The sequence below is a fragment of the Aquabacterium sp. genome, assembly GCF_036273115.1.
In the GTDB taxonomy this organism is placed as follows: Bacteria; Pseudomonadota; Gammaproteobacteria; order Burkholderiales; family Burkholderiaceae_C; genus Aquabacterium.
The window spans coordinates 186,225-206,630 of record NZ_DASUIN010000002.1 but is presented as its reverse complement, the minus strand read 5'-3'; the positions used below and the strand labels follow the sequence as shown (position 1 = coordinate 206,630).

The 20,406-nt window shown below is 61.3% G+C and carries 16 protein-coding genes; 8 read left to right on the top strand and 8 right to left on the bottom strand.

Translation table 11 applies throughout. The features are described from left to right. Window positions 1–107: 107 nt before the first annotated feature. The gene (locus VFW72_RS01685; RefSeq protein WP_329672525.1) at window positions 108–1,565 is read left to right on the top strand and encodes an NAD-dependent succinate-semialdehyde dehydrogenase; all 1,458 of its coding nucleotides are present in this window, start codon (window positions 108–110) and stop codon (window positions 1,563–1,565) included. A 5-nt stretch (window positions 1,566–1,570) separates the two neighbouring features. On the opposite strand, the gene polA is transcribed toward VFW72_RS01685, so the two are convergent. Continuing rightward, complete coding sequence (gene polA / locus VFW72_RS01680; RefSeq protein WP_329672524.1) at window positions 1,571–4,417, bottom strand: DNA polymerase I; 2,847 nt, start codon at window positions 4,415–4,417, stop codon at window positions 1,571–1,573. A gap of 155 nt (window positions 4,418–4,572) precedes the next feature. Between polA and VFW72_RS01675 the strand changes: the two genes are divergently transcribed. Together VFW72_RS01675 and VFW72_RS01670 are read left to right on the top strand one after the other, a co-directional pair. Then, complete coding sequence (locus VFW72_RS01675; protein ID WP_329672523.1) at window positions 4,573–5,535, top strand: homoserine kinase; 963 nt, start codon at window positions 4,573–4,575, stop codon at window positions 5,533–5,535. Between the two features lie 4 nt (window positions 5,536–5,539). Continuing rightward, window positions 5,540–6,319 carry a BPSS1780 family membrane protein gene (locus VFW72_RS01670; protein ID WP_329672522.1) on the top strand — a complete coding sequence of 260 codons (780 nt, stop codon included), beginning with the start codon at window positions 5,540–5,542 and terminating at the stop codon, window positions 6,317–6,319. A gap of 6 nt (window positions 6,320–6,325) precedes the next feature. Here VFW72_RS01670 and VFW72_RS01665 read toward each other — a convergent pair whose 3' ends face one another. After that, window positions 6,326–7,249: a LysR substrate-binding domain-containing protein gene (locus VFW72_RS01665; RefSeq protein ID WP_329672521.1), complete on the bottom strand. Its 924-nt coding sequence runs from the start codon at window positions 7,247–7,249 to the stop codon at window positions 6,326–6,328. Window positions 7,250–7,288: 39 nt separating this feature from the next. Then, complete coding sequence (gene recG, locus VFW72_RS01660) at window positions 7,289–9,340, bottom strand: ATP-dependent DNA helicase RecG (RefSeq protein ID WP_414638767.1); 2,052 nt, start codon at window positions 9,338–9,340, stop codon at window positions 7,289–7,291. A 208-nt stretch (window positions 9,341–9,548) separates the two neighbouring features. On the opposite strand from recG, the gene VFW72_RS01655 reads away from it, so the two are divergent. After that, window positions 9,549–10,820, top strand: coding sequence for a glycerophosphodiester phosphodiesterase (locus tag VFW72_RS01655; protein ID WP_329672519.1), 1,272 nt, complete (start codon window positions 9,549–9,551; stop codon window positions 10,818–10,820). Between the two features lie 53 nt (window positions 10,821–10,873). Here the strand turns inward: VFW72_RS01655 and VFW72_RS01650 are convergent, their stop codons facing one another. After that, window positions 10,874–11,242: an ArsC family reductase gene (locus tag VFW72_RS01650; RefSeq protein WP_329672518.1), complete on the bottom strand. Its 369-nt coding sequence runs from the start codon at window positions 11,240–11,242 to the stop codon at window positions 10,874–10,876. 145 nt (window positions 11,243–11,387) lie between these two features. On the opposite strand from VFW72_RS01650, the gene ubiG reads away from it, so the two are divergent. Beyond that, window positions 11,388–12,095 (top strand): bifunctional 2-polyprenyl-6-hydroxyphenol methylase/3-demethylubiquinol 3-O-methyltransferase UbiG, encoded by a 708-nt coding sequence (gene ubiG / locus VFW72_RS01645; protein ID WP_329672786.1) that lies wholly within the window; start codon window positions 11,388–11,390, stop codon window positions 12,093–12,095. After that, window positions 12,092–12,769: an HAD-IA family hydrolase gene (locus VFW72_RS01640; protein WP_329672517.1), complete on the top strand. Its 678-nt coding sequence runs from the start codon at window positions 12,092–12,094 to the stop codon at window positions 12,767–12,769. Before ubiG ends, VFW72_RS01640 begins: the two co-directional genes overlap by 4 nt. Before the next feature lie 69 nt (window positions 12,770–12,838). Here VFW72_RS01640 and VFW72_RS01635 read toward each other — a convergent pair whose 3' ends face one another. The 4 genes from VFW72_RS01635 to VFW72_RS01620 are packed head-to-tail and all read right to left on the bottom strand — an operon-like array spanning window position 12,839 to window position 18,012. Further along, complete coding sequence (locus VFW72_RS01635; RefSeq protein WP_329672516.1) at window positions 12,839–14,293, bottom strand: mannose-1-phosphate guanylyltransferase/mannose-6-phosphate isomerase; 1,455 nt, start codon at window positions 14,291–14,293, stop codon at window positions 12,839–12,841. 47 nt (window positions 14,294–14,340) lie between these two features. Further along, entirely contained in the window at window positions 14,341–15,369 is a 1,029-nt protein-coding gene (galE, locus tag VFW72_RS01630; protein ID WP_329672515.1) for a UDP-glucose 4-epimerase GalE, read from the bottom strand. A gap of 20 nt (window positions 15,370–15,389) precedes the next feature. Continuing rightward, on the bottom strand, window positions 15,390–16,592 hold the full coding sequence (locus VFW72_RS01625; RefSeq protein ID WP_329672514.1) for a hypothetical protein: 1,203 nt from the start codon (window positions 16,590–16,592) through the stop codon (window positions 15,390–15,392). A gap of 25 nt (window positions 16,593–16,617) precedes the next feature. Beyond that, a complete protein-coding gene (locus VFW72_RS01620; protein WP_329672513.1) occupies window positions 16,618–18,012 on the bottom strand; it encodes an undecaprenyl-phosphate glucose phosphotransferase in 1,395 nt (464 codons plus the stop codon). Between the two features lie 220 nt (window positions 18,013–18,232). Between VFW72_RS01620 and VFW72_RS01615 the strand changes: the two genes are divergently transcribed. Together VFW72_RS01615 and ubiB are read left to right on the top strand one after the other, a co-directional pair. Further along, a complete protein-coding gene (locus VFW72_RS01615; protein WP_329672512.1) occupies window positions 18,233–18,784 on the top strand; it encodes a hypothetical protein in 552 nt (183 codons plus the stop codon). A 55-nt stretch (window positions 18,785–18,839) separates the two neighbouring features. Continuing rightward, window positions 18,840–20,402, top strand: a complete 1,563-nt coding sequence (ubiB, locus tag VFW72_RS01610) for a ubiquinone biosynthesis regulatory protein kinase UbiB (RefSeq protein ID WP_329672511.1) — start codon at window positions 18,840–18,842, stop codon at window positions 20,400–20,402. Window positions 20,403–20,406 lie beyond the last annotated feature (4 nt).

Sequence of the window (20,406 nt, the reverse complement as noted above, 5' to 3'; positions counted from 1 at the left end):
TGCCCTGACGCATCGCCGTGTCCGAATCTGACAGGAGTACGATGCCCTAGCGTCACCTTGGCGCCCGTTTTACTCGGGCCTTGATTGGCCATTTGCCTCGCTTCACCATGATCGCCTTGCAAGACCCCCGCCTGCTGCAAACCCAGGCCTACATTGACGGGGCATGGGTGCCCGCCGACAACGGCGCCACCCACCCGGTGCACAACCCGGCCGATGGCGACTTGCTGGCCGAGGTGCCCGACATGGGCGCCGCCGAAACGACACGTGCCATTGCCGCAGCCGAAGCCGCCCTAGCGGCTTGGCGCCAACGCACAGCGCAAGACCGCGCCACCCTGCTCAGACGTTGGTTCGACCTGATTCACACCCATCGGGAAGACCTGGCCCGCCTCATGACCTTGGAGCAAGGCAAACCGCTGGCCGAGGCGCGTGGCGAGGTGAACTACGGGGCCTCTTTCATTGAATGGTTTGCCGAAGAGGGCAAGCGCGTGGCTGGCGAGGTAATTCCCGCCCCCAGTCCCGACAAACGGTTGGTCGTGATTCGCCAGGGCATCGGGGTGGTGGCTGCCATCACGCCGTGGAACTTCCCGATTGCCATGATCACGCGGAAGGTAGCCCCCGCGCTGGCGGCCGGGTGCACCATCGTGGTCAAACCCGCTGAAGCCACGCCCTTGTGCGCGCTGGCTTTGGCCGAACTGGCGCATCGCGCCGGCATCCCTGCGGGCGTGCTGAATGTGGTCACCACAGCGCGGCCGGCGTTGGTGGGACAGGTGCTCACGGCCAGCCCCACTGTACGCAAGCTGTCTTTCACCGGCTCGACGGCGGTGGGCAAACAGTTGATGGCGCAGTGCGCCGCCACGGTCAAACGCCTGTCGCTGGAGTTGGGCGGCAATGCCCCCTTCATCGTGTTTGACGATGCCGATCTGGATGCAGCAGTGCGAGGCGCCCTGGCCTCGAAGTACCGAAATGCCGGCCAGACCTGTGTATGCGCGAACCGCCTGCTGGTGCATGACAAGGTGTATGACGCTTTCACCGCCAAACTGGTGGCAGCAGTGGCCGCGCTGAAAGTGGGACACGGCCTGGCTCCCGACACGCAACTGGGCCCCCTCATCAATGCCGCCGCAGTCGACAAAGTAGACGCGCTGGTGCAAGACGCCATTCGCCTGGGCGCACAGGTCGCGCTAGGAGGCACCCGGCACGCTTTGGGAGGGCATTTTTACGCGCCCACGGTGCTGACCCACGTCACGCCTCAGATGCGCCTGGCGCAGGAAGAGATCTTTGGCCCCGTGGCCCCCATCTTTCGCTTCCACACCGACGACGAAGCCGTGCAGTTGGCCAACGACACCCGCTCGGGCCTGGCCGCCTACTTCTATGCCCGCGACATCGGTCGCGTGTGGCGGGTGGCTGAACAACTGGAGTACGGCATGGTCGGCATCAACGAGGGCCTGATCTCCAACGAGATGGCGCCCTTCGGCGGGGTGAAGGAGTCAGGCATCGGCCGCGAAGGCTCGCGGCACGGGATCGAGGAATACCTGCAGCTCAAGTATCTGTGCTTGGGCGGAATGTGAACCGCTCAGTGCGCAGCCTCCCAGTTCGGCCCCACCCCGACTTCGGCCAGCAAAGGCACACGCAACTGCGCCACTGAGGCCATCAGGCGAGGCAACTCCACGCGCACCCACTCGACTTCGTCATCGAGCACCTCGAGAACCAGTTCGTCATGCACCTGCATGATGATGCGTGAACGCTTGCCCTGCGCATCCAGCGCATCCTGCACAGCCACCATGGCCAGCTTGATCAAATCGGCTGCGGTGCCCTGCATCGGAGCGTTGATGGCCGCTCGCTCGGCCGCGGCACGCAGCGGACCATTGCCACTGTTGATTTCAGGCAGCCACAAGCGGCGCCCGAACACGGTTTCCACATAGCCCTGCGCCTTGGCCATGGTACGGGTGTCGTCCATGTACCGTTTGACGCCGGCAAAGCGCTGGAAATAGCGGTCGATGTAGGCGGAGGCGGCGCTGCGCTCGATACCCAGGTTCTTGGCCAGGCCATGGGCGCTCATGCCGTAAATCAAACCGAAATTGATGACCTTGGCATAGCGGCGCTGCTCGCTGGCGACCTCATCGACCGGCACCCCGAACACCTCGCTGGCCGTGGCGCGGTGCACGTCCACCCCTTCGGCAAAGGCCCGCAGCAGGTTCTCGTCTTGCGAGATGTGCGCCATGATGCGCAATTCGATCTGCGAGTAGTCAGCTGACACAATGACATAGCCCGGCGGCGCAATGAAGGCCTCGCGAATGCGGCGCCCCTCGGCCGTGCGCACCGGAATGTTCTGCAAATTCGGGTCGTTGCTCGACAGGCGCCCCGTCACCGCCACAGCCTGAGCATAGTTGGTGTGCACCCGGCCCGTTTCAGCGTTGATCATCAACGGCAGCTTGTCCGTGTAGGTGGACTTGAGCTTGGCCATGCTGCGGTATTCCAGAATGCGCGCCGGCAAGGGGTAGTCTTCCGCCAGCTTTTCCAGTACCTCTTCATTCGTCGAAGGCGCACCGGTTGCCGTCTTCTTCACAATCGGCAAGCCTTGCTTGACGAACAAAATTTCGCCCAACTGCTTGGGTGACCCCAGGTTGAAAGGCTGGCCAGCCAGTTCATACGCTTCCTGCTCCAGCTGCATGATGCGCTGACCCAGTTCATGGCTTTGCTGTTGCAACAAGGCCTTGTCGATCAGCACCCCGTTGCGCTCGATGCGCTGCAACACCCGCGAGGTGGGCAATTCGAAACGCTCATAAATGTCACGCAGCTTGGGCTCAGCTTCCAGTTGCGGCCACAGGGTTTCGTGCACATGCAGGGTCAAATCACTGTCTTCGCTGGCGTATTGCGTGGCCACAGGCACGGCCACCTGGGCAAATGGAATTTGCTGGGCGCCCTTGCCTGCCACGTCTTCATAGTTCAGGCCGCTGCGGCCCACATGGCGCTGTGCCAGGCTGCTCAAGCTGTGGGGGCGATGGGCCTCCAGCACATAGCTTTGCAACATGGTGTCGTGGGCATAGCCGCGCATCTGAATGCCATGGTTGGCCAACACATGGGTGTCGTACTTGATGTTCTGCCCCACCTTGGGCCGCGAAGCATCTTCCAGCCAAGGCTTCAAACGGGCCAGCACCTCATCCAACGGCAACTGCGTGGGGGCATCGGGCCCTTCATGGCGCAAGGGCAGATAGCAAGCCGCGCCCACCCGGTCGGAAAAACTCATGCCCACAATGCGGGCCTGCATGGGGTCAAGCGAATCGGTTTCGGTATCGAACGCCACCAGCGGGGCCGCTTGAATGCGAGCCAGCCAGGCATCGAACTGGGCCCAGTCCAGCACGGTGTCGTACTGGGCTTCCACCAGGGCCGAAGCGACTGCCGCGCCGCCTGTTTCGGGCGGATCTTCTTGAGAAAACAGATCCGGTGTACCGCCGGTCGCAGCCTTCGTCTGAGGCAACGCCGCGCTGACGGTCACTGCCCCGCCCCCCAACTGGCGCTCCACCTCAGCCTTGGCCGTGCGGAAACCAAAGCGGGTGTAGAAGCTCAGCAGTCCGTGCAGGTCAGGCGCCTTCAAGGCCAGGGCGTCCAGCTCAGGCCAATTGGGCACATGCCCCGCCAGATCGCAGTCTTGTTTGACGGTGATGAGGCGGCGGCCTTGTGGCAGCCAGTCCAGCGCCTTGCGCAGGTTCTCACCGGTCACGCCTTTGAATGAATCAGCGGCCGCGATCACGCCATCGAGCGAACCGTGTTCGAGCAACCACTTCACGGCCGTCTTGGGGCCGACTTTCTCCACCCCGGGCACGTTGTCCACCGTATCGCCAATCAGGGTCAGGTAGTCAATGATGAGCTCAGGCGGCACGCCAAATTTGGCCTGCACCCCGCCGATGTCCAGCACCTCGGGCGGCTTGGCCATGGTGTTGATCAGAGAAACCTGAGGCGTCACCAATTGCGCCAGATCCTTGTCGCCGGTGGAAATGACCACACGGTGCCCCGAAGCCGCAGCCACCCGGGCCAAGGTTCCAATCGCATCGTCGGCCTCGATGCCCGGCACCTCCAGCACGGGCCACCCCAGCAGCTTGACCACCTCATGGATGGGTTCAATCTGCGAACGCAGGTCATCGGGCATGGGCGGACGATGAGCCTTGTAGGCGGGGTACCACTCATCACGGAAGGTGGGCCCCTTGGCATCGAACACGCACACCGCGTGCTCGGCCTGAATGTGATCTCGCAACCACCCCAGCATGTTCACCACGCCATGAATGGCGCCGGTGGCTTCGCCCTGTGGCCCGCGCAGGTCGGGCATGGCGTGAAAGGCCCGATACAGGTAGCTGGAGCCATCCACCAGCAACAAGATGGGCAGGGAATCAGGAGACGGAGAGGAAGGAGCCATTGCGTTCATGGCCGCCATTGTGAGGCCATGCGTGAGGCCATGCTGAGGCCCCGGCGAAACGGAAACAATTGCCAAAAAGTAGGCCCAGCCCAGCCCAGGGGCCGGCCAGACTTTTACAATCGCGGGCTTGCCCTGTTTTTGTTCACCCCAGCCCGAGTCACCCCATGGCCGTTTTCACCGAAGTCACCCCTCAAGAAGCCTCCGGATTGCTGGCCGATTTGGGGCTGGGCACCCTGCAATCGATGCGTGGGTCCACCTCCGGTATTGAAAACACCAACTATTTCGTGAGCACCGACCGGGGTGACTATGTGCTGACCCTGTTCGAGCGCCTGAGCTTCGAGCAACTGCCCTTCTACTTGAACCTGATGCGGCACCTGGCGGTCAAGGGCATTCCAGTGCCGGCCCCCCAGGCCAATGCACAAGGTGAAATTCTGCACACACTCAAAGGCAAGCCCGCAGCGGTGGTGACCCTCCTCAAGGGCCGCAACCAGTTGGCCCCGCAAGCACCCGACTGCGCTCAGGTGGGAGCCATGCTGGCCAAGATGCATCTGGCTGGTCAGGACTATGCAGCCCAGCAGCCCAATTTGCGTGGCCTGTCCTGGTGGGTGGACACCGTTCCCGTGGTCACCCCGCACCTGAATGCCGAGCAAAAGGCCCTGATCGAATCCGAACTGGCTTTCCAGCAAGAGCTGGCCACGTCGTCGGCTTACCAGAGCTTGCCTCGCGGCCCCATTCACGCCGACCTGTTCCGCGACAACGTGATGTTCGACGGCGCTCAGTTGTCGGGCTTCTTCGACTTCTATTTCGCAGGCTGCGACACCTTCGGGTTTGACATTGCTGTGTGTCTGAACGACTGGTGTATTGATCTGGCCACGGGTGCGCTAGACGAGGCGCGTGCTCAAGCCTTTGTGGCCGCCTACGATGCCGAGCGCCGCCTGACCGACGCCGAACTGGCCTTGATGCCTGCCTTGCTGCGGGGCGCCGCGCTGCGCTTCTGGACCTCGCGCCTGTGGGACTTCTACCTGCCGCGCGACGCAGCCATGCTGCAGCCTCATGACCCGACGCACTTCGAGCGCGTGCTCACCTTGCGTCGCCAGCAACCCTGGCAGTACAAGCGGAGCGCCTGACATCATGAAGCTACGCCTGGTGCCTGCCCGCCAAGGGTTTGTGTGGCTGCGACATGGTCTGATGGCCTGCTGGCAGCAATCGGTCGGCTACCTGGGCTTGATGGGCATGCTCACCAGTGGCGCGCTGCTGCTGATGGTCTTGCCCTTGATCGGGCCGCTGCTGGTCATGGGGGCCATGCCCATGATCTGGATGGGCTTCATGCTGGCCACGCGTCGTGTGCTCACCGGCCAACGCATCACCCCCGCAGTCTTGATTGAACCGGCTCGTGTGGCCGATGCCCCGCGCAAAGAATGGCTACAACTGGGTGCCGCCTACATCGGCGCCATGTTCCTGGCCATGACGGTGGCCGACTGGGTCGGCCCTGGTGTGCAAGCCCTGCAAGACGCCAACGCGCAAGCCAAAGATGTGGTCGACCTGATCAGCGACCCGTTGGTGCAGGCCGATCTGTTCTGGCGCTGGGTACTGACCCTGCCGGTGGCTCTGGTGTTCTGGCACACGCCCGCTCTGGTCATGTGGGGCCGCATTCCCGTGGCCAAGGCCCTGTTTTTCAGCGCCGTGGCCAGTTGGCGCAACCTGACCGCCTTTGCCGTGTATGGCCTGGGCTGGCTGGGCGTGGCCACAGCCTTGGGCCTGGTCATTCGGGCTCTGGCGGCCCTCATTCCCGTTCCCGCCGTGACCGAAGTGCTGGCAGTGATCCTGGGTATGTGGGTGGCAGGCGCGTTCTACGCCTCGCTGTACTTCACGGTGGTCGACTGCTTCGAGGCCCCCGCGCAGGCCAGCTGAGCCCGCTTAAGCCGACAAGCGCGTCACCCCTGTCAATGGGCAGGCGTAAATGGCATTGCGCAGAGCCGCAATGGCCTCGTAGCGAGTGAAACTGCGGCGCCATGCCAGCACCACGCGCCGTGTGGGCACCGGGTCTTCAAAGGGAATGTAGGCGATGTGCTGATTGGGCTCGGCCGGCACCGACAATTGCGGCACCACAGTCACCCCCATGCCTGCGGCCACCATGTACTTGATGGTCTCGAGCGACGAACCTTCAAAGCTCTTGCGAATGCCTTCGGCATCACTCGAGAAGCGAGCGTATTCAGGGCACACCTCAAGAACATGGTCGCGGAAGCAATGCCCGGCCCCCAGCAGCAGCATGGTTTCCTTCTTGAGCTCTTCGGCGCTGACCTTGTCACGACTGGCCAGGTGATGCGTGCGGGGCACAGCCACCATGAAGGGCTCCTCGTACAAGGGGGCCATGGCCAGGCCGGCATCCATGAAGGGCTCAGCCATGATGGCGCAATCCAATTCACCTGCACGGAGCATGTCGAGCAGCTTGGCGGTGAAGTTTTCCTGCAGCATCAGCGGCATTTGCGGCACGTGATCGATGGCCTGACGGACCAGATCGGGCAGCAAATAGGGGCCAATGGTGTAGATGACCCCCAGGCGCAAAGGCCCGGCCAGTGGGTCCTTGCCGCGCTTGGCGATTTCCTTGATGGCCTGAGCCTGCTCCAGGACAGACTGGGCCTGGCGGATGATGTCTTCACCCAGCGGCGTGACCGTGATTTCCGAGCTGCCACGCTCGAACAGCTTCACATCCAGTTCGTCTTCCAGCTTCTTGACAGCGACCGACAGCGTCGGCTGCGAAACGAAACAAGCCTCTGCCGCACGCCCGAAGTGCTTTTCCCGAGCCACGGCCACGATGTATCGAAGTTCAGTCAGCGTCATGATGAAGCCATTGTGCCTGCAAGCCTGCCGCGCCGAGCTTCAAGCCTTCAGGTATTCCGATTTGTTGCCCAGCCAGCGCGCAATGTGCCGCTGTGCGGCCTGAGGATACTGCGAAAGCATTTGCTCAGCGGCCGCACGAGCACGTGCGACCATCGCCTGGTCTTCCACCAAATCGGCAAAACGCAGCAAGGCCGCGCCCGACTGCCTTGACCCCATGAATTCGCCCGGGCCTCGGATATCGAGATCGCGCCGTGCAATTTCGAAGCCGTCGTTGGTCTCGGCCATGGCCTTCAAGCGCGATTTACCCGTATCTGACAAGGGTGAGGCATACAAGAGCACACACACACTGGCCACCGCCCCGCGCCCCACCCGGCCGCGCAACTGGTGCAGCTGGCTGAGGCCAAAACGCTCGGCGTGCTCGATGACCATCAGGCTGGCGTTGGGCACGTCCACCCCCACTTCGATCACGGTGGTGGCCACCAGCACCGACAACTCGCCCGAAGAAAACCGGGCCATGACGTCGGCCTTTTCGGCGGCTGGCAAGCGGCCATGCAGCAGGCCCACGCCAAAACCTTGCAGGGCTTCGCTCAGTTCCTGGTGGGTCTGGGTCACGTTACTCAGGTCCAGTGGCGGGCGCTTGTTGCTGGCACGTCCGGCCTTTTCATCGGCCGCCTGGTCCGACTCTTCCGTCTCATCGATCAGCGGGCACACCCAGTACACCTGACTGCCCTTGGCCACTTCGTCGCGAATGCGTTCGATCACCTCAGGGCGCCGGGTGTCGGCAAACACCTTGGTGACGATGGGTGTGCGCCCGGGAGGGAGCTCGTCAATCGTGCTGACTTCGAGGTCTGCCAGATAGGTCATGGCCAGGGTGCGAGGAATGGGCGTGGCGCTCATCATCAGCAGATGGGGTTCCAGCTCGGCTGACTCCAGCTTGCGGCGCAGTTGCAGGCGTTGTGCCACGCCAAAACGGTGTTGCTCGTCAATCAGGGCCAGGCCCAGACGGGCAAACTCGACCTGGTCTTGAATGACCGCATGGGTGCCCACCACCAACTGCGCCTCGCCACTGGCTACCAGGGCCAGTTGTTCGCGCTTGGTCTTGGCTTTGAGGCTGCCGGTCAACCAGGCCACCTTCACGCCCAAGGGCTCCAGCCACCCCACCAGTTTGCGGAAATGTTGTTCAGCCAGGATTTCTGTGGGGGCCATCAAGGCACACTGCCAGCCGGCATCCATGGCAATCGCGGCGGCAATGGCCGCCACCACCGTTTTACCCGAACCGACGTCGCCCTGCAGCAAGCGGTGCATGGGCTGAGGTCGGGCCAGGTCTTCGGCAATTTCCGTGCACACACGCTGCTGGGCAGCCGTCAAGGCAAACGGCAGAACCCCCAGCAGCCGCTCGTGCAGGCCCTGCGGCCGCGTCTGCAACACGGGGGCCTTGAGGGCCGCCCGCTCCATGCGCGCCTGCAGTTGCGACATCTGCTGGGCCAGCAGCTCTTCGAATTTCAAGCGCTGCCAAGCCGGGTGGCTGTGGTCCTCCAACGCCGCCACCGACACCTCCGGGCTAGGATGGTGCAAAAAGTGCAAAGCCTCACGCAGACTGGGCCAACGCGCCGGCAACAAATGGGCCGGAATGATGTCATCCAACGGTGCACGAGCCAATCCTGCAGCCACCGCCTTGCGCAAGTAGGCCTGCGGCAGGCCCGCGCTGGTCGGGTAAACGGGCGTAAGGGCTTCGGCCAAAGGCGTGTCATCGCGCACCACCTTCACCGTGGGGTGCACCATCTCGCGGCCAAAAAACCCAAGGCGCAACTCGCCACGCACGCGCAAGCGCACGCCCGGGGCCCAGCTCTTTTGCTGTGACCCGTAGAAGTTCAAAAACCGCAGCAGCACCTCGCCTGTGCCGTCGTCCAGCTTGACAATCAACTGGCGCCGCCCACGCATTTCAATGCGGTTGTCGCGCACCACCCCCTCGACCTGAACGGTCTGCCCATCACGGGCATCGCGCAACAGCGTCAGGCGCGTCTCGTCTTCATAACGCAATGGCAAATGCAAAGCCAGGTCGATGTCGCGCACCAGCCCGAGCTTGTCCATGGCCTTTTGCGGCACGGATCGCTTGTCGGTCTGGTTCTTCGCTGCACTGGCAGACGCACTTTGCGCCACGGATCGGTTCCTTGCTTGAATCAACAGGCTGTCATTGTGCCCGCGCCAAACGGACTGTGACGCCCCCCCATCGGGGTCACGTGGGGGTCATGCGCACTGCCTAAGGTTGGAAGTGAAACCTGCACCGAGGAGACACACCATGCATTCCCGCATTCATTTCCACCTTCCCTCCAGCATCCGCACCCTGCTGGCGATCTCTGCCGCCGCCCTGTTGATGAATGGCCCCGCCTATGCCCACGAGGGCCGCGCCACCGAAGGGCGCGAACACATGCAAGCCGGACAACGTCCGCTCGTCATTGGGCACCGAGGTGCGCCTGGCTATTTGCCAGAGCACACGCTCGAAAGCTACGCGCTGGCGATTGAACTGGGTGCCGACTTCATTGAGCCTGATCTGGTCATCACCAAGGATGGGGTCCTGATTGCTCGCCACGAGCCCAACATCGTCAACACCACCGATGTGGCTAACCACCCCGAGTTCGCCTCACGCCGCCGCAAGGCCATGGTCGATGGCGCCCTGGAAGAAGGCTTCTTCGTCAGCGACTTCACGCTGGCTGAAATCAAGACGCTGCGCGCCAAGCAGGCCTTTGCCGAACGCCCGCATCAGTTCGACGGTCAGTTCCAGATCCCGACCCTGGACGAAGTGATTGCACTGGCCAAGCGTAAGTCGATCGAGAAGGGCCGCACGATCGGCATCTATCCGGAAACCAAGCATCCCACGTATCACCAGAAACTGGGCCTGCCTCTGGAGCCCCGTTTGCTGCAAGCCCTGACACGCGCTGGGTGGAACCACCGTCAGGCTCCCGTGTTCATTCAATCGTTCGAGCAAGCCAACCTCAAGGCCCTGCGCAAGCAGACTTCGGTCCGACTGATTCAGCTGATCGACGCCAACGACGTGAACGCCGATGGCAGCCTCGATTTCACTGCGCCCTACGATCGCCCTTATGACTGGACCGCGTCCGGCCAACCCGAACTGTTGGCCCGCACCTTTGGCTACCTGACCACCGATGACGGGCTCAAAGAAGTCGCCAGCTACGCCGATGGCATTGGCCCCTGGAAGCGCTACATCGTGTCCACAGAAGCCAACCCGGATGGCACCGGCCCCGGTGAAGCCCAGTTGAAACTGGCAGAAGCTGGCGACCTGATTGACCGGGCCCACCAAGCTGGCCTGCTGGTTCACACCTGGACCTTCCGCAACGAAGCCCGTCGATTGGCCGGCGACTACGCAGGCAACCCCGTCAACGAGTATCTGCAGTTCTACCAATTGGGCATTGACGGCGTGTTCTCGGATTTCGCCGACACCGCCGTGGCAGCCCGCACGCTACATGAACTGGCCACAGAGCCCGGCTATGCGCGCTGTCTGACTGGCCAGATTCGGTCAGCCAAAGACCTGCGCCTTTGCCAAGGCCAGTAAGCTGATCGAAACGGGGTGGTCGGTCACCGACTGACCACCTTGTTCGCCCACGTTCAACCCGCCAGCTTCGACGCCAGCTCGCTCATCCGCTTGTCGTCAAACCCCACCGACAACACCTTGCCCTCAAGCTCCACCACAGGACGCTTGATCACACTGGCTTTGTCCAGCATCAGGACACACGCCGAGGCCTTGTCCACCACACCAGCCTTGGTCGCCTCATCAAGTTGACGCCAGGTGGTCCCCTGGCGATTCACCAGCAGCTCCCAGCCCACTTGCTCAATCCAGTCGTTCAGCCGATCGGCCGGCACACCCTGCTTCTTGTAGTCGTGAAAGGTGTAGCTCAGCCCCTGTTCCTCGAGCCAGGTCCGGGCCTTCTTGACGGTGTTGCAGTTCGGAATGCCGTAAACGATCAGGGTGCTCATGTTTCAGAATGGACGGGGATAGAGTTCAAACAGTGACTGTGGCACAAGGCAGCCCTCCGCCCGCCCCAAACCAGATCAAAAAAATGCGAGGAAATTGTCCATGCCTCGTGAAGTGCGCCTGGGTTTGGGTAGCATCACACCCATGATGACGAATGCCGACCCCCAAGAGCTCGCGAAATTTGGTGACCTGGCCCACAAGTGGTGGGATCCGGAAAGCGAATTCCGCCCACTGCACGAAATCAACCCCCTGCGGCTTGACTGGATCGACCAGCTCAGCGCCATTCGCGGCAAGCGCGTGGTCGATGTCGGCTGTGGCGGCGGCATTCTGGCCGAATCGATGGCCCGACGTGGCGCCGATGTGCTGGGCATTGATCTGTCCGAGCGCCCCTTGAAGGTGGCCCAATTGCACGCCATGGAAGCAGGCGTCGCCAACCTAGACTACCGCTCCGTGTCCGCCGAAAACTTGGCCGCAGAACAGCCTGGCCAGTTCGATGTGGTCACCTGCATGGAAATGCTCGAACACGTGCCCGACCCGGCTTCGGTCGTGAAGGCCTGTACCGACATGGCCAAGCCTGGCGGATGGGTGTTTTTCTCCACCATCAACCGCAACCCAAAGGCCTACCTGTTCGCCATCTTGGGCGCCGAATACCTGCTCAAGATGCTGCCCAAAGGCACCCACGAATTCGCACGCTTCATCCAGCCGGCCGAACTGGCCCGCTGGTGCCGCGAAGCGGGCCTCGACATGGGTCAGTTCAAAGGCATGGAATACAACCCAATCACCCGCCGCTACTGGCTCTCGGGTGACACCAGCGTCAACTACCTGCTGGCCTGCCGCAAACCCCAGAGCACATGAAACCCACCCTCACATGGGCTCAGCCCCCGCAGGCTGTTCTGTTCGATCTGGACGGCACCTTAGCCGACACCGCAGGCGACCTCGCCGGTGCGCTGAACCAACTGCGTGCACAGCAAGGCCTGGCACCACAACCGCTTGAATTGCTGCGCCCCTGGGCCTCGGCAGGCGCAAGAGGCTTGCTGGCAGCAGGCATGGACATCCACCCCGATCACCCTGACTACGAGTCTTACCGCCTGGGCTTCCTCGACGCCTACATGGGCTGCCTGGCAGAAACCACGTGTCTCTTTGAGGGCATGGAAGCGGTCTTGCAAGACATCGAGTCTCGCGGACTCAAATGGGGCGTGGTCACCAACAAGCCGCATCGCTTCACGCTGCCCGTCATGGCCGGCCTGGGGCTGGCATCGCGCGCGGGCGTCATCATCAGCGGGGACACCACGGCGCATGCCAAACCGCACCCATTGCCTTTGCTCACGGCTTGCGAGCAACTGGGCGTGTCGCCCGCTGCGACCCTGTATGTGGGTGACGACCTGCGCGACATTCAAGCTGCCAAAGCGGCCCACATGCCAAGCGCGGCTGCGGCCTGGGGCTATCTGGGCCACGGCACCGACATCCGTGTGTGGGAAGCCGACGTGATCGCCGACACCCCCATCGATCTCATTCGCTGCTGGGCTTGAACCCCTGACCTCGCTCACAAAAAAGCCACCCTCGGGTGGCTTTTTTTAGTCAGGTCGATCACCGAAACATCAAGCCGAACGACCGTAGTTGTCCTGGAAGCGAACGATGTCGTCTTCACCCAGGTAGCTACCCGACTGCACTTCGATGATTTCCAACGGAATCGTGCCTGGGTTCACCAAGCGGTGAACCGTACCCAACGGAATGTAGGTCGACTGGTTTTCCGACAGCAGCAAAACCTTATCGCCGTTGGTGACCTCGGCGGTACCACTCACCACAATCCAGTGCTCGGCGCGGTGATGGTGCATCTGCAGGCTCAAGGACGCCTTGGGCTTGACCATGATGCGCTTAACCTGGAAGCGTGGGCCAGCATCGATCGAGTCGTACCACCCCCAAGGGCGGTGCACGCGGCGGTGCAAGGTGCCTTCGGAGCGCGACTGGCTGCCCAGCTTCTCGACGATCTTCTTCACGTCCTGGCTGCGGCTGCGGTCGGCCACCAACACCGCATCGGGCGTTTCCACCACGACGATGTTGTCCAGCCCCACAGTGCTCACCAAGCGGCTGGTGGCGTGGACCAGGGTGTTTTGCGTGTCTTGCATCAACACATCGCCATGCACCGCATTGCCCTTGGCATCGTGCTCGCTGACCTGCCAGACGGCATCCCAAGCCCCGAGATCGGACCACCCCGCATCCAGCGGCACCATCCGCACCACGAAACCGCTCTCGGGCTTCGCAGGGCATTGTTCCATCACAGCATAGTCCACCGATTCAGACGGCACGGCCACGAACTCGGCCTTGCCTGGGCGCACGAATACATCGTCCTTGGCACGCACGTCCCATGACTTGCGCGTGGCCTCAGCAATGTCGGCGCGGAACTGCCCCAAAGCAGCCAGCCAACGCGAGGCCCTCATCACGAACATGCCGCTGTTCCAGTAGTAGCCGCCTTGGGCCAGGTACGACTTGGCTGTTTCCAGATTGGGTTTTTCCACAAAGGCTTGCACGGGACGTGCGCCCTGGGCATCGGCCTCACCCGAACGGATATAGCCAAAACCGGTTTCGGGGCGATCGGGGGTGATGCCCAGAATCACAATGTCACCACCTGCTGCGGCACGGATGGCCGTTTGCAGCGCAGCCACGTATGCGGCTTCATTCGTCACGGTCTGGTCCGCAGGCGTCACCACCAGGATCGGGTCTTCACCATTCTCGATGGCTTGCAAAGCCGCCAAAGTCACCGCTGGCGCGGTATTGCGCCCCGCAGGTTCGAGCACCAGCGAAGAAGGGACACCCTTCACTTCACGCAACTGGTCCAACACCAGGAAACGATGCTCTTCGTTGCCAACCACGCAAGGCTGCGACACCGCGATGTCGTCAGCACCCAGCGCCTGAAGGCGCAAATGGGCTTGCTGGAACAGGCTCTGGTTGCCCTGAAGCACCAGGAATTGCTTCGGATACAGGGCACGCGACAGCGGCCACAGGCGGGTCCCTGAACCGCCAGCCATGATGACGGGAAGAATGTTGTGCGTCATGTTGTTCACTTCTCTGTCAAATTAAAACGCCAGAGCCCCCTGAGCCCTCAGCCCTCAAAACCATTCGGGTTGGTGGACTGCCAGCGCCAGGAGTCCACACACATGTCATTCAGCCCCCTGCGCGCCTTCCACCCCATCGCGTTGAACGCATGAGTCGGATCGGCGTAGCAGGCATCGACATCACCTGGACGTCGCGGCGCAAACACCACCGGAATTTCGCGGCCACAGGCCTGGCCATAAGCACGCGCGAGATCAAGCACGCTGTAGCCTTGCCCGGTTCCCAGGTTGACGGTCAGCGACTGCCCCTTGTCGGCCAGATAGCGCAACGCCGCCACGTGCCCCTCAGCCAAATCACACACGTGGATGTAGTCGCGCACTCCCGTGCCATCGGGCGTGTCATAGTCGTTGCCAAACACGTTCAGGTGTTCACGCTTGCCCACCGCCACCTGAGCCACGTAGGGCATCAGGTTGTTGGGCACCCCTCTGGGATCTTCACCAATGCGACCACTGGCATGGGCACCCACCGGGTTGAAATACCGTAGATAGGCCACGTGCCAACGAGCATCACAGCGCTCCAACTCGCGCAGCATTTCTTCGCCCATCAGCTTGGTCTGACCATAAGGATTGGTTGCTCGCAAAGGCGCGTTTTCGGTGATCGGCAAAGATTCCGGTTTGCCATACACCGTGGCCGACGAACTGAACACCACGTCATACACCCCGTGGCGCTTCATGGCCTGACAGACCGACAGCAAGCCTCCGATGTTGTTTTCAAAGTAGTCCAATGGACGCTCGACGGACTCACCCACGGCTTTCAGCGCCGCAAAATGAATGACCGCGCGCACGCCGCCGAATTGTTTCCCGAGCTCAAAACACCGATCCAGAGCGCTCGCATCGCGTACATCGCCCTGCACAAACTGCGGCTCAAATCCGCCAATTTCACGCAAGCGATTCAACACGATCGGCGAGCTATTCACATAGCTGTCCACCCCGATGACGTCATAGCCGGCATCTTTCAGCGCCAACCATGTATGAGAAGCGATGTAGCCGGTTGCCCCGGTCAACAGAATACAGGCCATAGGAAAACAGTTCGATTGGCTTAATCAAGGATGAACGCGGCCGAGACGTCAACCGAATGTCCAGAATACGGATTACGAGTGGCGTCCTTGGTCTGCGAGTACTTGTTCAGGCCAGCAGACAGCTTCAACCAGCGCTCGGGCGCATAGGTAGCCACAAGCCCGTAGCGACGGAAATGGCTCGTGTCGTTGATCTTGTTGTTGATCAGGTCGTTCTCGACGTTGTAGCGATTCCAGCTGGTCGAGGCAGTCAAGGACATCTTGGCGGAAACCAGCCACTTGGCATACAAGTTCAGTGCCGTCACCCGGTTGTTGAAGGCGAGCTGAGCCGTGTTGCGCGTGAGGCCGATGGAGGGATCGAACGACAGGTAATTGGTACTGTATTGATCCGAGTTGGAGGTGCGATAGGCGGTCACGCCGTAACTCACGGCACCACGCGGGGTGTAGTTCCAATTCAGGTTACCGGTCAGACCATTGAAACGTCGGTCGGCCTGGACACGACGCTTGCTTTCAGTCCAACTCACCGTGGCGTTCAACTGGCTCAGCCCACTGACGGTCCAACTGGTGGCCAGGTCCAGATTGTTTTCGTCAATTTCCTCGCCCGACTGTGTGAACTGAGAGTTCACATGACGCAGGCCCAGGCTGTAATTGAGCATGTCGGTGCTGTAGTAAACCGCCTTGAGCCCTTGTTGATCCTGCCGGTAATTCAGATACTGGTACTCGGGCACGGAGTAGCCCAGGGTCGCCTTACCCACCGAACCAACCAACGCCCAAATGCCCGACACGCCATAGATCAACTGACCGAACGCATTCTTGTTGGTCCGGGTGTTTTTGACCAGGTGGTCTGTCACCTTGTTGTTCTCGAACTGGTTCAGGTTCTCACCATAGGAACCATTCAATAGCACACGCCAGTTCGACATCAGGTCGGAACTGAAACCCAGATCAACGTCTTTGGCATCGTTGTTGAGCAGATCGCCGTATTTGCTGTAACGCACGGCAGACACCTTGGCCGAACCGGTGTACGTCTGGCGGCCATATTGCTTGTCCAGCCCCAACTGCAATGCAGTGACATTGACCGTGTCGCTGATCGGGTTCTGTGTTCGGGCCAGATTCGAATCGTGCGTCCAGGTGTGGGAAGCCGTCAGAGACAAGGGCTCGGCATGCGCCCCCGTTGCGGCAAGCGAGGCCAAGGCTGCGGCCACCAGACCAATGGAATTCCTGTTCATACGATGAGTCACATGCACCTCTACGTCAGTACGCGTTGCGATCAAACACCATCAGGCGGATCGTACGAATGATGATCTGAAGATCCAGACCCAAAGACCAGTTGCGCAGGTACTCCAGGTCGTACTCGACACGTGCCTGCATCTTGTCAATGGTTTCCGTTTCTCCCCGATAGCCATTGACCTGAGCCCACCCCGTGATACCGGGACGCACCTTGTGGCGCACCATGTAAGCCTTGATCAAGCGACGGTATTCTTCGTTGTGGGCCACTGCATGCGGGCGGGGCCCGACGATGCTCATGCGCCCTTGAAGAACGTTGATGAACTGCGGCAGTTCGTCCAGCGAGGTCTTGCGAATGAAGGCCCCAAAAGGTGTGATGCGGGAATCGCCCTTGGTCGCTTGCTTGACCACCGCCCCGTTGTCCTGCGTTCGCATCGAACGGAACTTGTAGACAATGATTTCCTCACCATCCAGGCCGTTGCGCTTCTGCCTGAAAATGATCGGACCCGGCGAGCTCATTTTCACGCCGATGGCCACGGCCAGCAATATGGGGGAAATCAATACCAGGATGATGCTGGCCAAAATGATGTCGGACACCCGCTTGATCAATTCGTTGGTGCCGGTAAACGGTGTCTCGCAAATACCCACGACCGGGACGCCGTTCATATCCTGCAAGCGGCCTTGAATGATGCTGATACCAAATACATCGGGCACAAAATACAAGGATGCGGTCGTGCCTTGAACGGCTTCGAGCAACTCGACAATACGCGGCTGAGAACCCAGCGGCAGGGTGATATACACCTCATGAATGCTGTGGGCATACACATAGTTGGCCACATCGCGCAAGCCGCCCAGCCTCATGCTCACAGCTTCAGGCAAAACCCGGCTGTCGGTTCGATCGTCAAAGTAGCCGACGAACTCGGTGCCCTGATCTGGGTTGCTTTGCAGCGCACGGGCCACCTTGCCCCCCAACGGCCCCGCGCCGACCACAATCGCACGCCGGCGCGCCCCCGGACGGGTCGCCCGCCGCTTGATGATGGCCTTGCCGATCAGGACCGCCACCCACTGCAGCAACGGGGTCAGCACCGCCCAGGCCACCATGACGTTGGCCTCGAAAAACATCAGGCTGTTGGTGGCATAGCCACAAAGCCACAAGATGACCAGCATGGCCACCCAGGACGACATGATGTCAACGCCCGCTTCGAGTCGTGAGTCATTGAAGCGATTCCGCCCTGGAAAGGTCAACGCGAACACCAGCAGGCACAGCGCCATCGAGGCCCGCAGCACGGGCTCATCAAAATAGGCCATGCAGATCAGCAGGGACACGACGGTGATGACGGGCTCCATGAAAGCCGCGACGAACGATGTCACCGACTGCGGGGCATTGAAAAACGTCCGGTTGTAATTTCGGTTATTGAACATGTACGCCAGAGCCCCTTATATAGGGGCTCGGAAATCATTGCAGTAAGTGAATGGACGGTGCGGACGATTCAATTTGACGACCTCACCCAAGCTGGGTATGGTCCCTGATCGTCTGGATTTACTCTAGCCATTGTGGCGCAAAAAGCGTGACAGTTTGCTGATCGCATCCCGTCGATTCGAGGGTTTCCGCGCAGTCAGTTCGGAGCCCTACAATCGGCCCATGGCACTCTCCCCCCTCTCCTGGATCGCGCCAGCGGCGCTGGATCGTCTGACCTTGCTTCTCAACCACATCGTGTCGAGCGAACCGGTGGCACAGGGCAAACTCCGCCCGTTTGCCGGGCGCATCATTGACATTCGCTGGTCCAAGGAGGCCCCCATCAAGTTGCCCAGTTATGTGGGTGCCGCGATGGACAGCCTGATGCCCATGCCGCCGTCCATCCGCTTTCAGATCACCCCAGCAGGACTGTTCGAGCGCGACGAATCCAGGGTCAACCCCGAGGCGCCCACGGGTGAGTCGACGACAGCGCATTTGACGCTCACCATTCAACTCAAAGATCCACTGACCATGGCCGCCCGCGCCCTCAAGGGCGAACGCCCCGAGGTCAACATCGAAGGGGACGCAGCCTTGGCGGAGGCGGCATCCTGGTTGATGAAAAATCTGCGCTGGGATGTGGAAGATGATGTGGCCCGCTGGATGGGCACGACGCCGGCCCAATTGCTGGGCACCCTGACCGGCGGCATCAAGCAAGCGCTCGAACGCTGGCGCCCTTGATTGACTGACGTCTGATTCCCCCCTGCCTGCCCTGCCATCCACATAGGCCCACTTCATGCGCGCTCTGGTTCGTCCTCTCTTCATTGGACTGATTGCCCTGCGATACGGGCTGGACGGCCTCTTGCTCGACAGCCTGCGCCGCCCCAAGCTCAGCTTGCTGGGTCGAATTCTGTCAATTGGCCGCAAGCTCGATGCCCCCCGAGGCCAACGCCTGCGCGAAGCCCTGGAGCGTCTCGGCCCGATCTTCGTGAAATTCGGGCAGATGCTGTCGACCCGGCGCGACTTACTGCCTGCCGACGTGGCGGATGAACTGGCCAAACTGCAAGACCGGGTGCCCCCATTCCCAAGTGCCGAATCAGTTCGTCTGGTAGAAAAAGCACTGGGCAAACCCATTAGCGAAGTATTCAGCCAGTTCGACGCCGACCCGATTGCCAGCGCCTCGATTGCGCAAGTGCACTTTGCCGTTCTACATGATGGGCGGGAAGTGGCCGTCAAGGTCTTGCGCCCTGGCATGCTGGCGGTCATCGACGATGACCTGGCGCTGATGCGCACCCTGGCCTCATGGGTGGAACGCCTGTGGGCCGATGGCAAGCGCCTCAAGCCACGCGAGGTGGTGGCCGAGTTCGACAAATACCTGCACGACGAACTGGATCTGGTTCGCGAGGCCGCCAACGCCGCACAACTGCGCCGCAACATGGATGGCCTGAACCTGGTGCTGGTGCCAGAAATGGTCTGGGACTATTGCACCCCCACCGTGATGGTGATGGAACGGATGAAGGGCGTCCCCATCAGCCAGATGACCCGACTGCGTGACGCGGGTGTCGACATCAAGAAGCTGGCGCGCGACGGTGTGACCATTTTCTTCACCCAGGTCTTCCGCGATGGCTTCTTCCATGCCGACATGCACCCGGGCAATATCCAGGTCAGCCTCGACCCGGCCACCTTTGGGCGCTACATTGCGCTGGACTTCGGCATCATCGGCACACTCACCGAGGTCGACAAAGACTACCTGGCGCAGAACTTCATCGCGTTCTTCCGCCGTGACTACAAGCGGGTGGCCGAACTGCACATTGAAAGCGGCTGGGTGCCACCGAACACCCGTGTCGACGAACTCGAAGGCGCTGTCCGCACCGTTTGCGAGCCCTATTTCGACCGCCCCTTGAAGGAAATCTCACTGGGCCAGGTGTTGATGCGTTTGTTCCAGATCTCGCGCCGCTTCAACGTCGAAATTCAGCCCCAACTGGTGTTGCTGCAAAAAACCCTGCTGAACGTAGAAGGCTTAGGGCGTCAACTGGACCCCGAGCTGGACCTGTGGAGCACCGCCAAACCTTTCCTGGAGCGGTGGATGCACGAGCAAGTCGGCTGGCGCGGTCTGGTCGACCGCCTCAAACGCGAAGCACCCCGTTATGCCAAGTTGCTGCCCGAGTTGCCGCGCCTGATCCATCACAACTTAGAATCCGGCTCGCTCGACATCCGGCGCGACCTGCATGCCATCTTGGCAGAGCAACGCCGCACCAACCGGCTGCTGTCTGGCATGGCTTGGGTGGCGGTGGGCTTTTTCATGGGCTTGCTGGCTGCACAGCTGATGCTTCGCCTGCATGGTGCAGGTGTGTTGTAACCCT

What these genes read in the sequence shown, in the direction of transcription:
- VFW72_RS01685 (WP_329672525.1), top strand. Translation starts at nt 108, where the DNA reads ATGATCGCCTTGCAAGACCCCCGCCTGCTGCAAACCCAGGCCTACATT.
- polA (WP_329672524.1), bottom strand. Translation starts at nt 4,417, where the DNA reads ATGAACGCAATGGCTCCTTCCTCTCCGTCTCCTGATTCCCTGCCCATC.
- VFW72_RS01675 (WP_329672523.1), top strand. Translation starts at nt 4,573, where the DNA reads ATGGCCGTTTTCACCGAAGTCACCCCTCAAGAAGCCTCCGGATTGCTG.
- VFW72_RS01670 (WP_329672522.1), top strand. Translation starts at nt 5,540, where the DNA reads ATGAAGCTACGCCTGGTGCCTGCCCGCCAAGGGTTTGTGTGGCTGCGA.
- VFW72_RS01665 (WP_329672521.1), bottom strand. Translation starts at nt 7,249, where the DNA reads ATGACGCTGACTGAACTTCGATACATCGTGGCCGTGGCTCGGGAAAAG.
- recG (WP_414638767.1), bottom strand. Translation starts at nt 9,340, where the DNA reads ATGGACAAGCTCGGGCTGGTGCGCGACATCGACCTGGCTTTGCATTTG.
- VFW72_RS01655 (WP_329672519.1), top strand. Translation starts at nt 9,549, where the DNA reads ATGCATTCCCGCATTCATTTCCACCTTCCCTCCAGCATCCGCACCCTG.
- VFW72_RS01650 (WP_329672518.1), bottom strand. Translation starts at nt 11,242, where the DNA reads ATGAGCACCCTGATCGTTTACGGCATTCCGAACTGCAACACCGTCAAG.
- ubiG (WP_329672786.1), top strand. Translation starts at nt 11,388, where the DNA reads ATGACGAATGCCGACCCCCAAGAGCTCGCGAAATTTGGTGACCTGGCC.
- VFW72_RS01640 (WP_329672517.1), top strand. Translation starts at nt 12,092, where the DNA reads ATGAAACCCACCCTCACATGGGCTCAGCCCCCGCAGGCTGTTCTGTTC.
- VFW72_RS01635 (WP_329672516.1), bottom strand. Translation starts at nt 14,293, where the DNA reads ATGACGCACAACATTCTTCCCGTCATCATGGCTGGCGGTTCAGGGACC.
- galE (WP_329672515.1), bottom strand. Translation starts at nt 15,369, where the DNA reads ATGGCCTGTATTCTGTTGACCGGGGCAACCGGCTACATCGCTTCTCAT.
- VFW72_RS01625 (WP_329672514.1), bottom strand. Translation starts at nt 16,592, where the DNA reads ATGAACAGGAATTCCATTGGTCTGGTGGCCGCAGCCTTGGCCTCGCTT.
- VFW72_RS01620 (WP_329672513.1), bottom strand. Translation starts at nt 18,012, where the DNA reads ATGTTCAATAACCGAAATTACAACCGGACGTTTTTCAATGCCCCGCAG.
- VFW72_RS01615 (WP_329672512.1), top strand. Translation starts at nt 18,233, where the DNA reads ATGGCACTCTCCCCCCTCTCCTGGATCGCGCCAGCGGCGCTGGATCGT.
- ubiB (WP_329672511.1), top strand. Translation starts at nt 18,840, where the DNA reads ATGCGCGCTCTGGTTCGTCCTCTCTTCATTGGACTGATTGCCCTGCGA.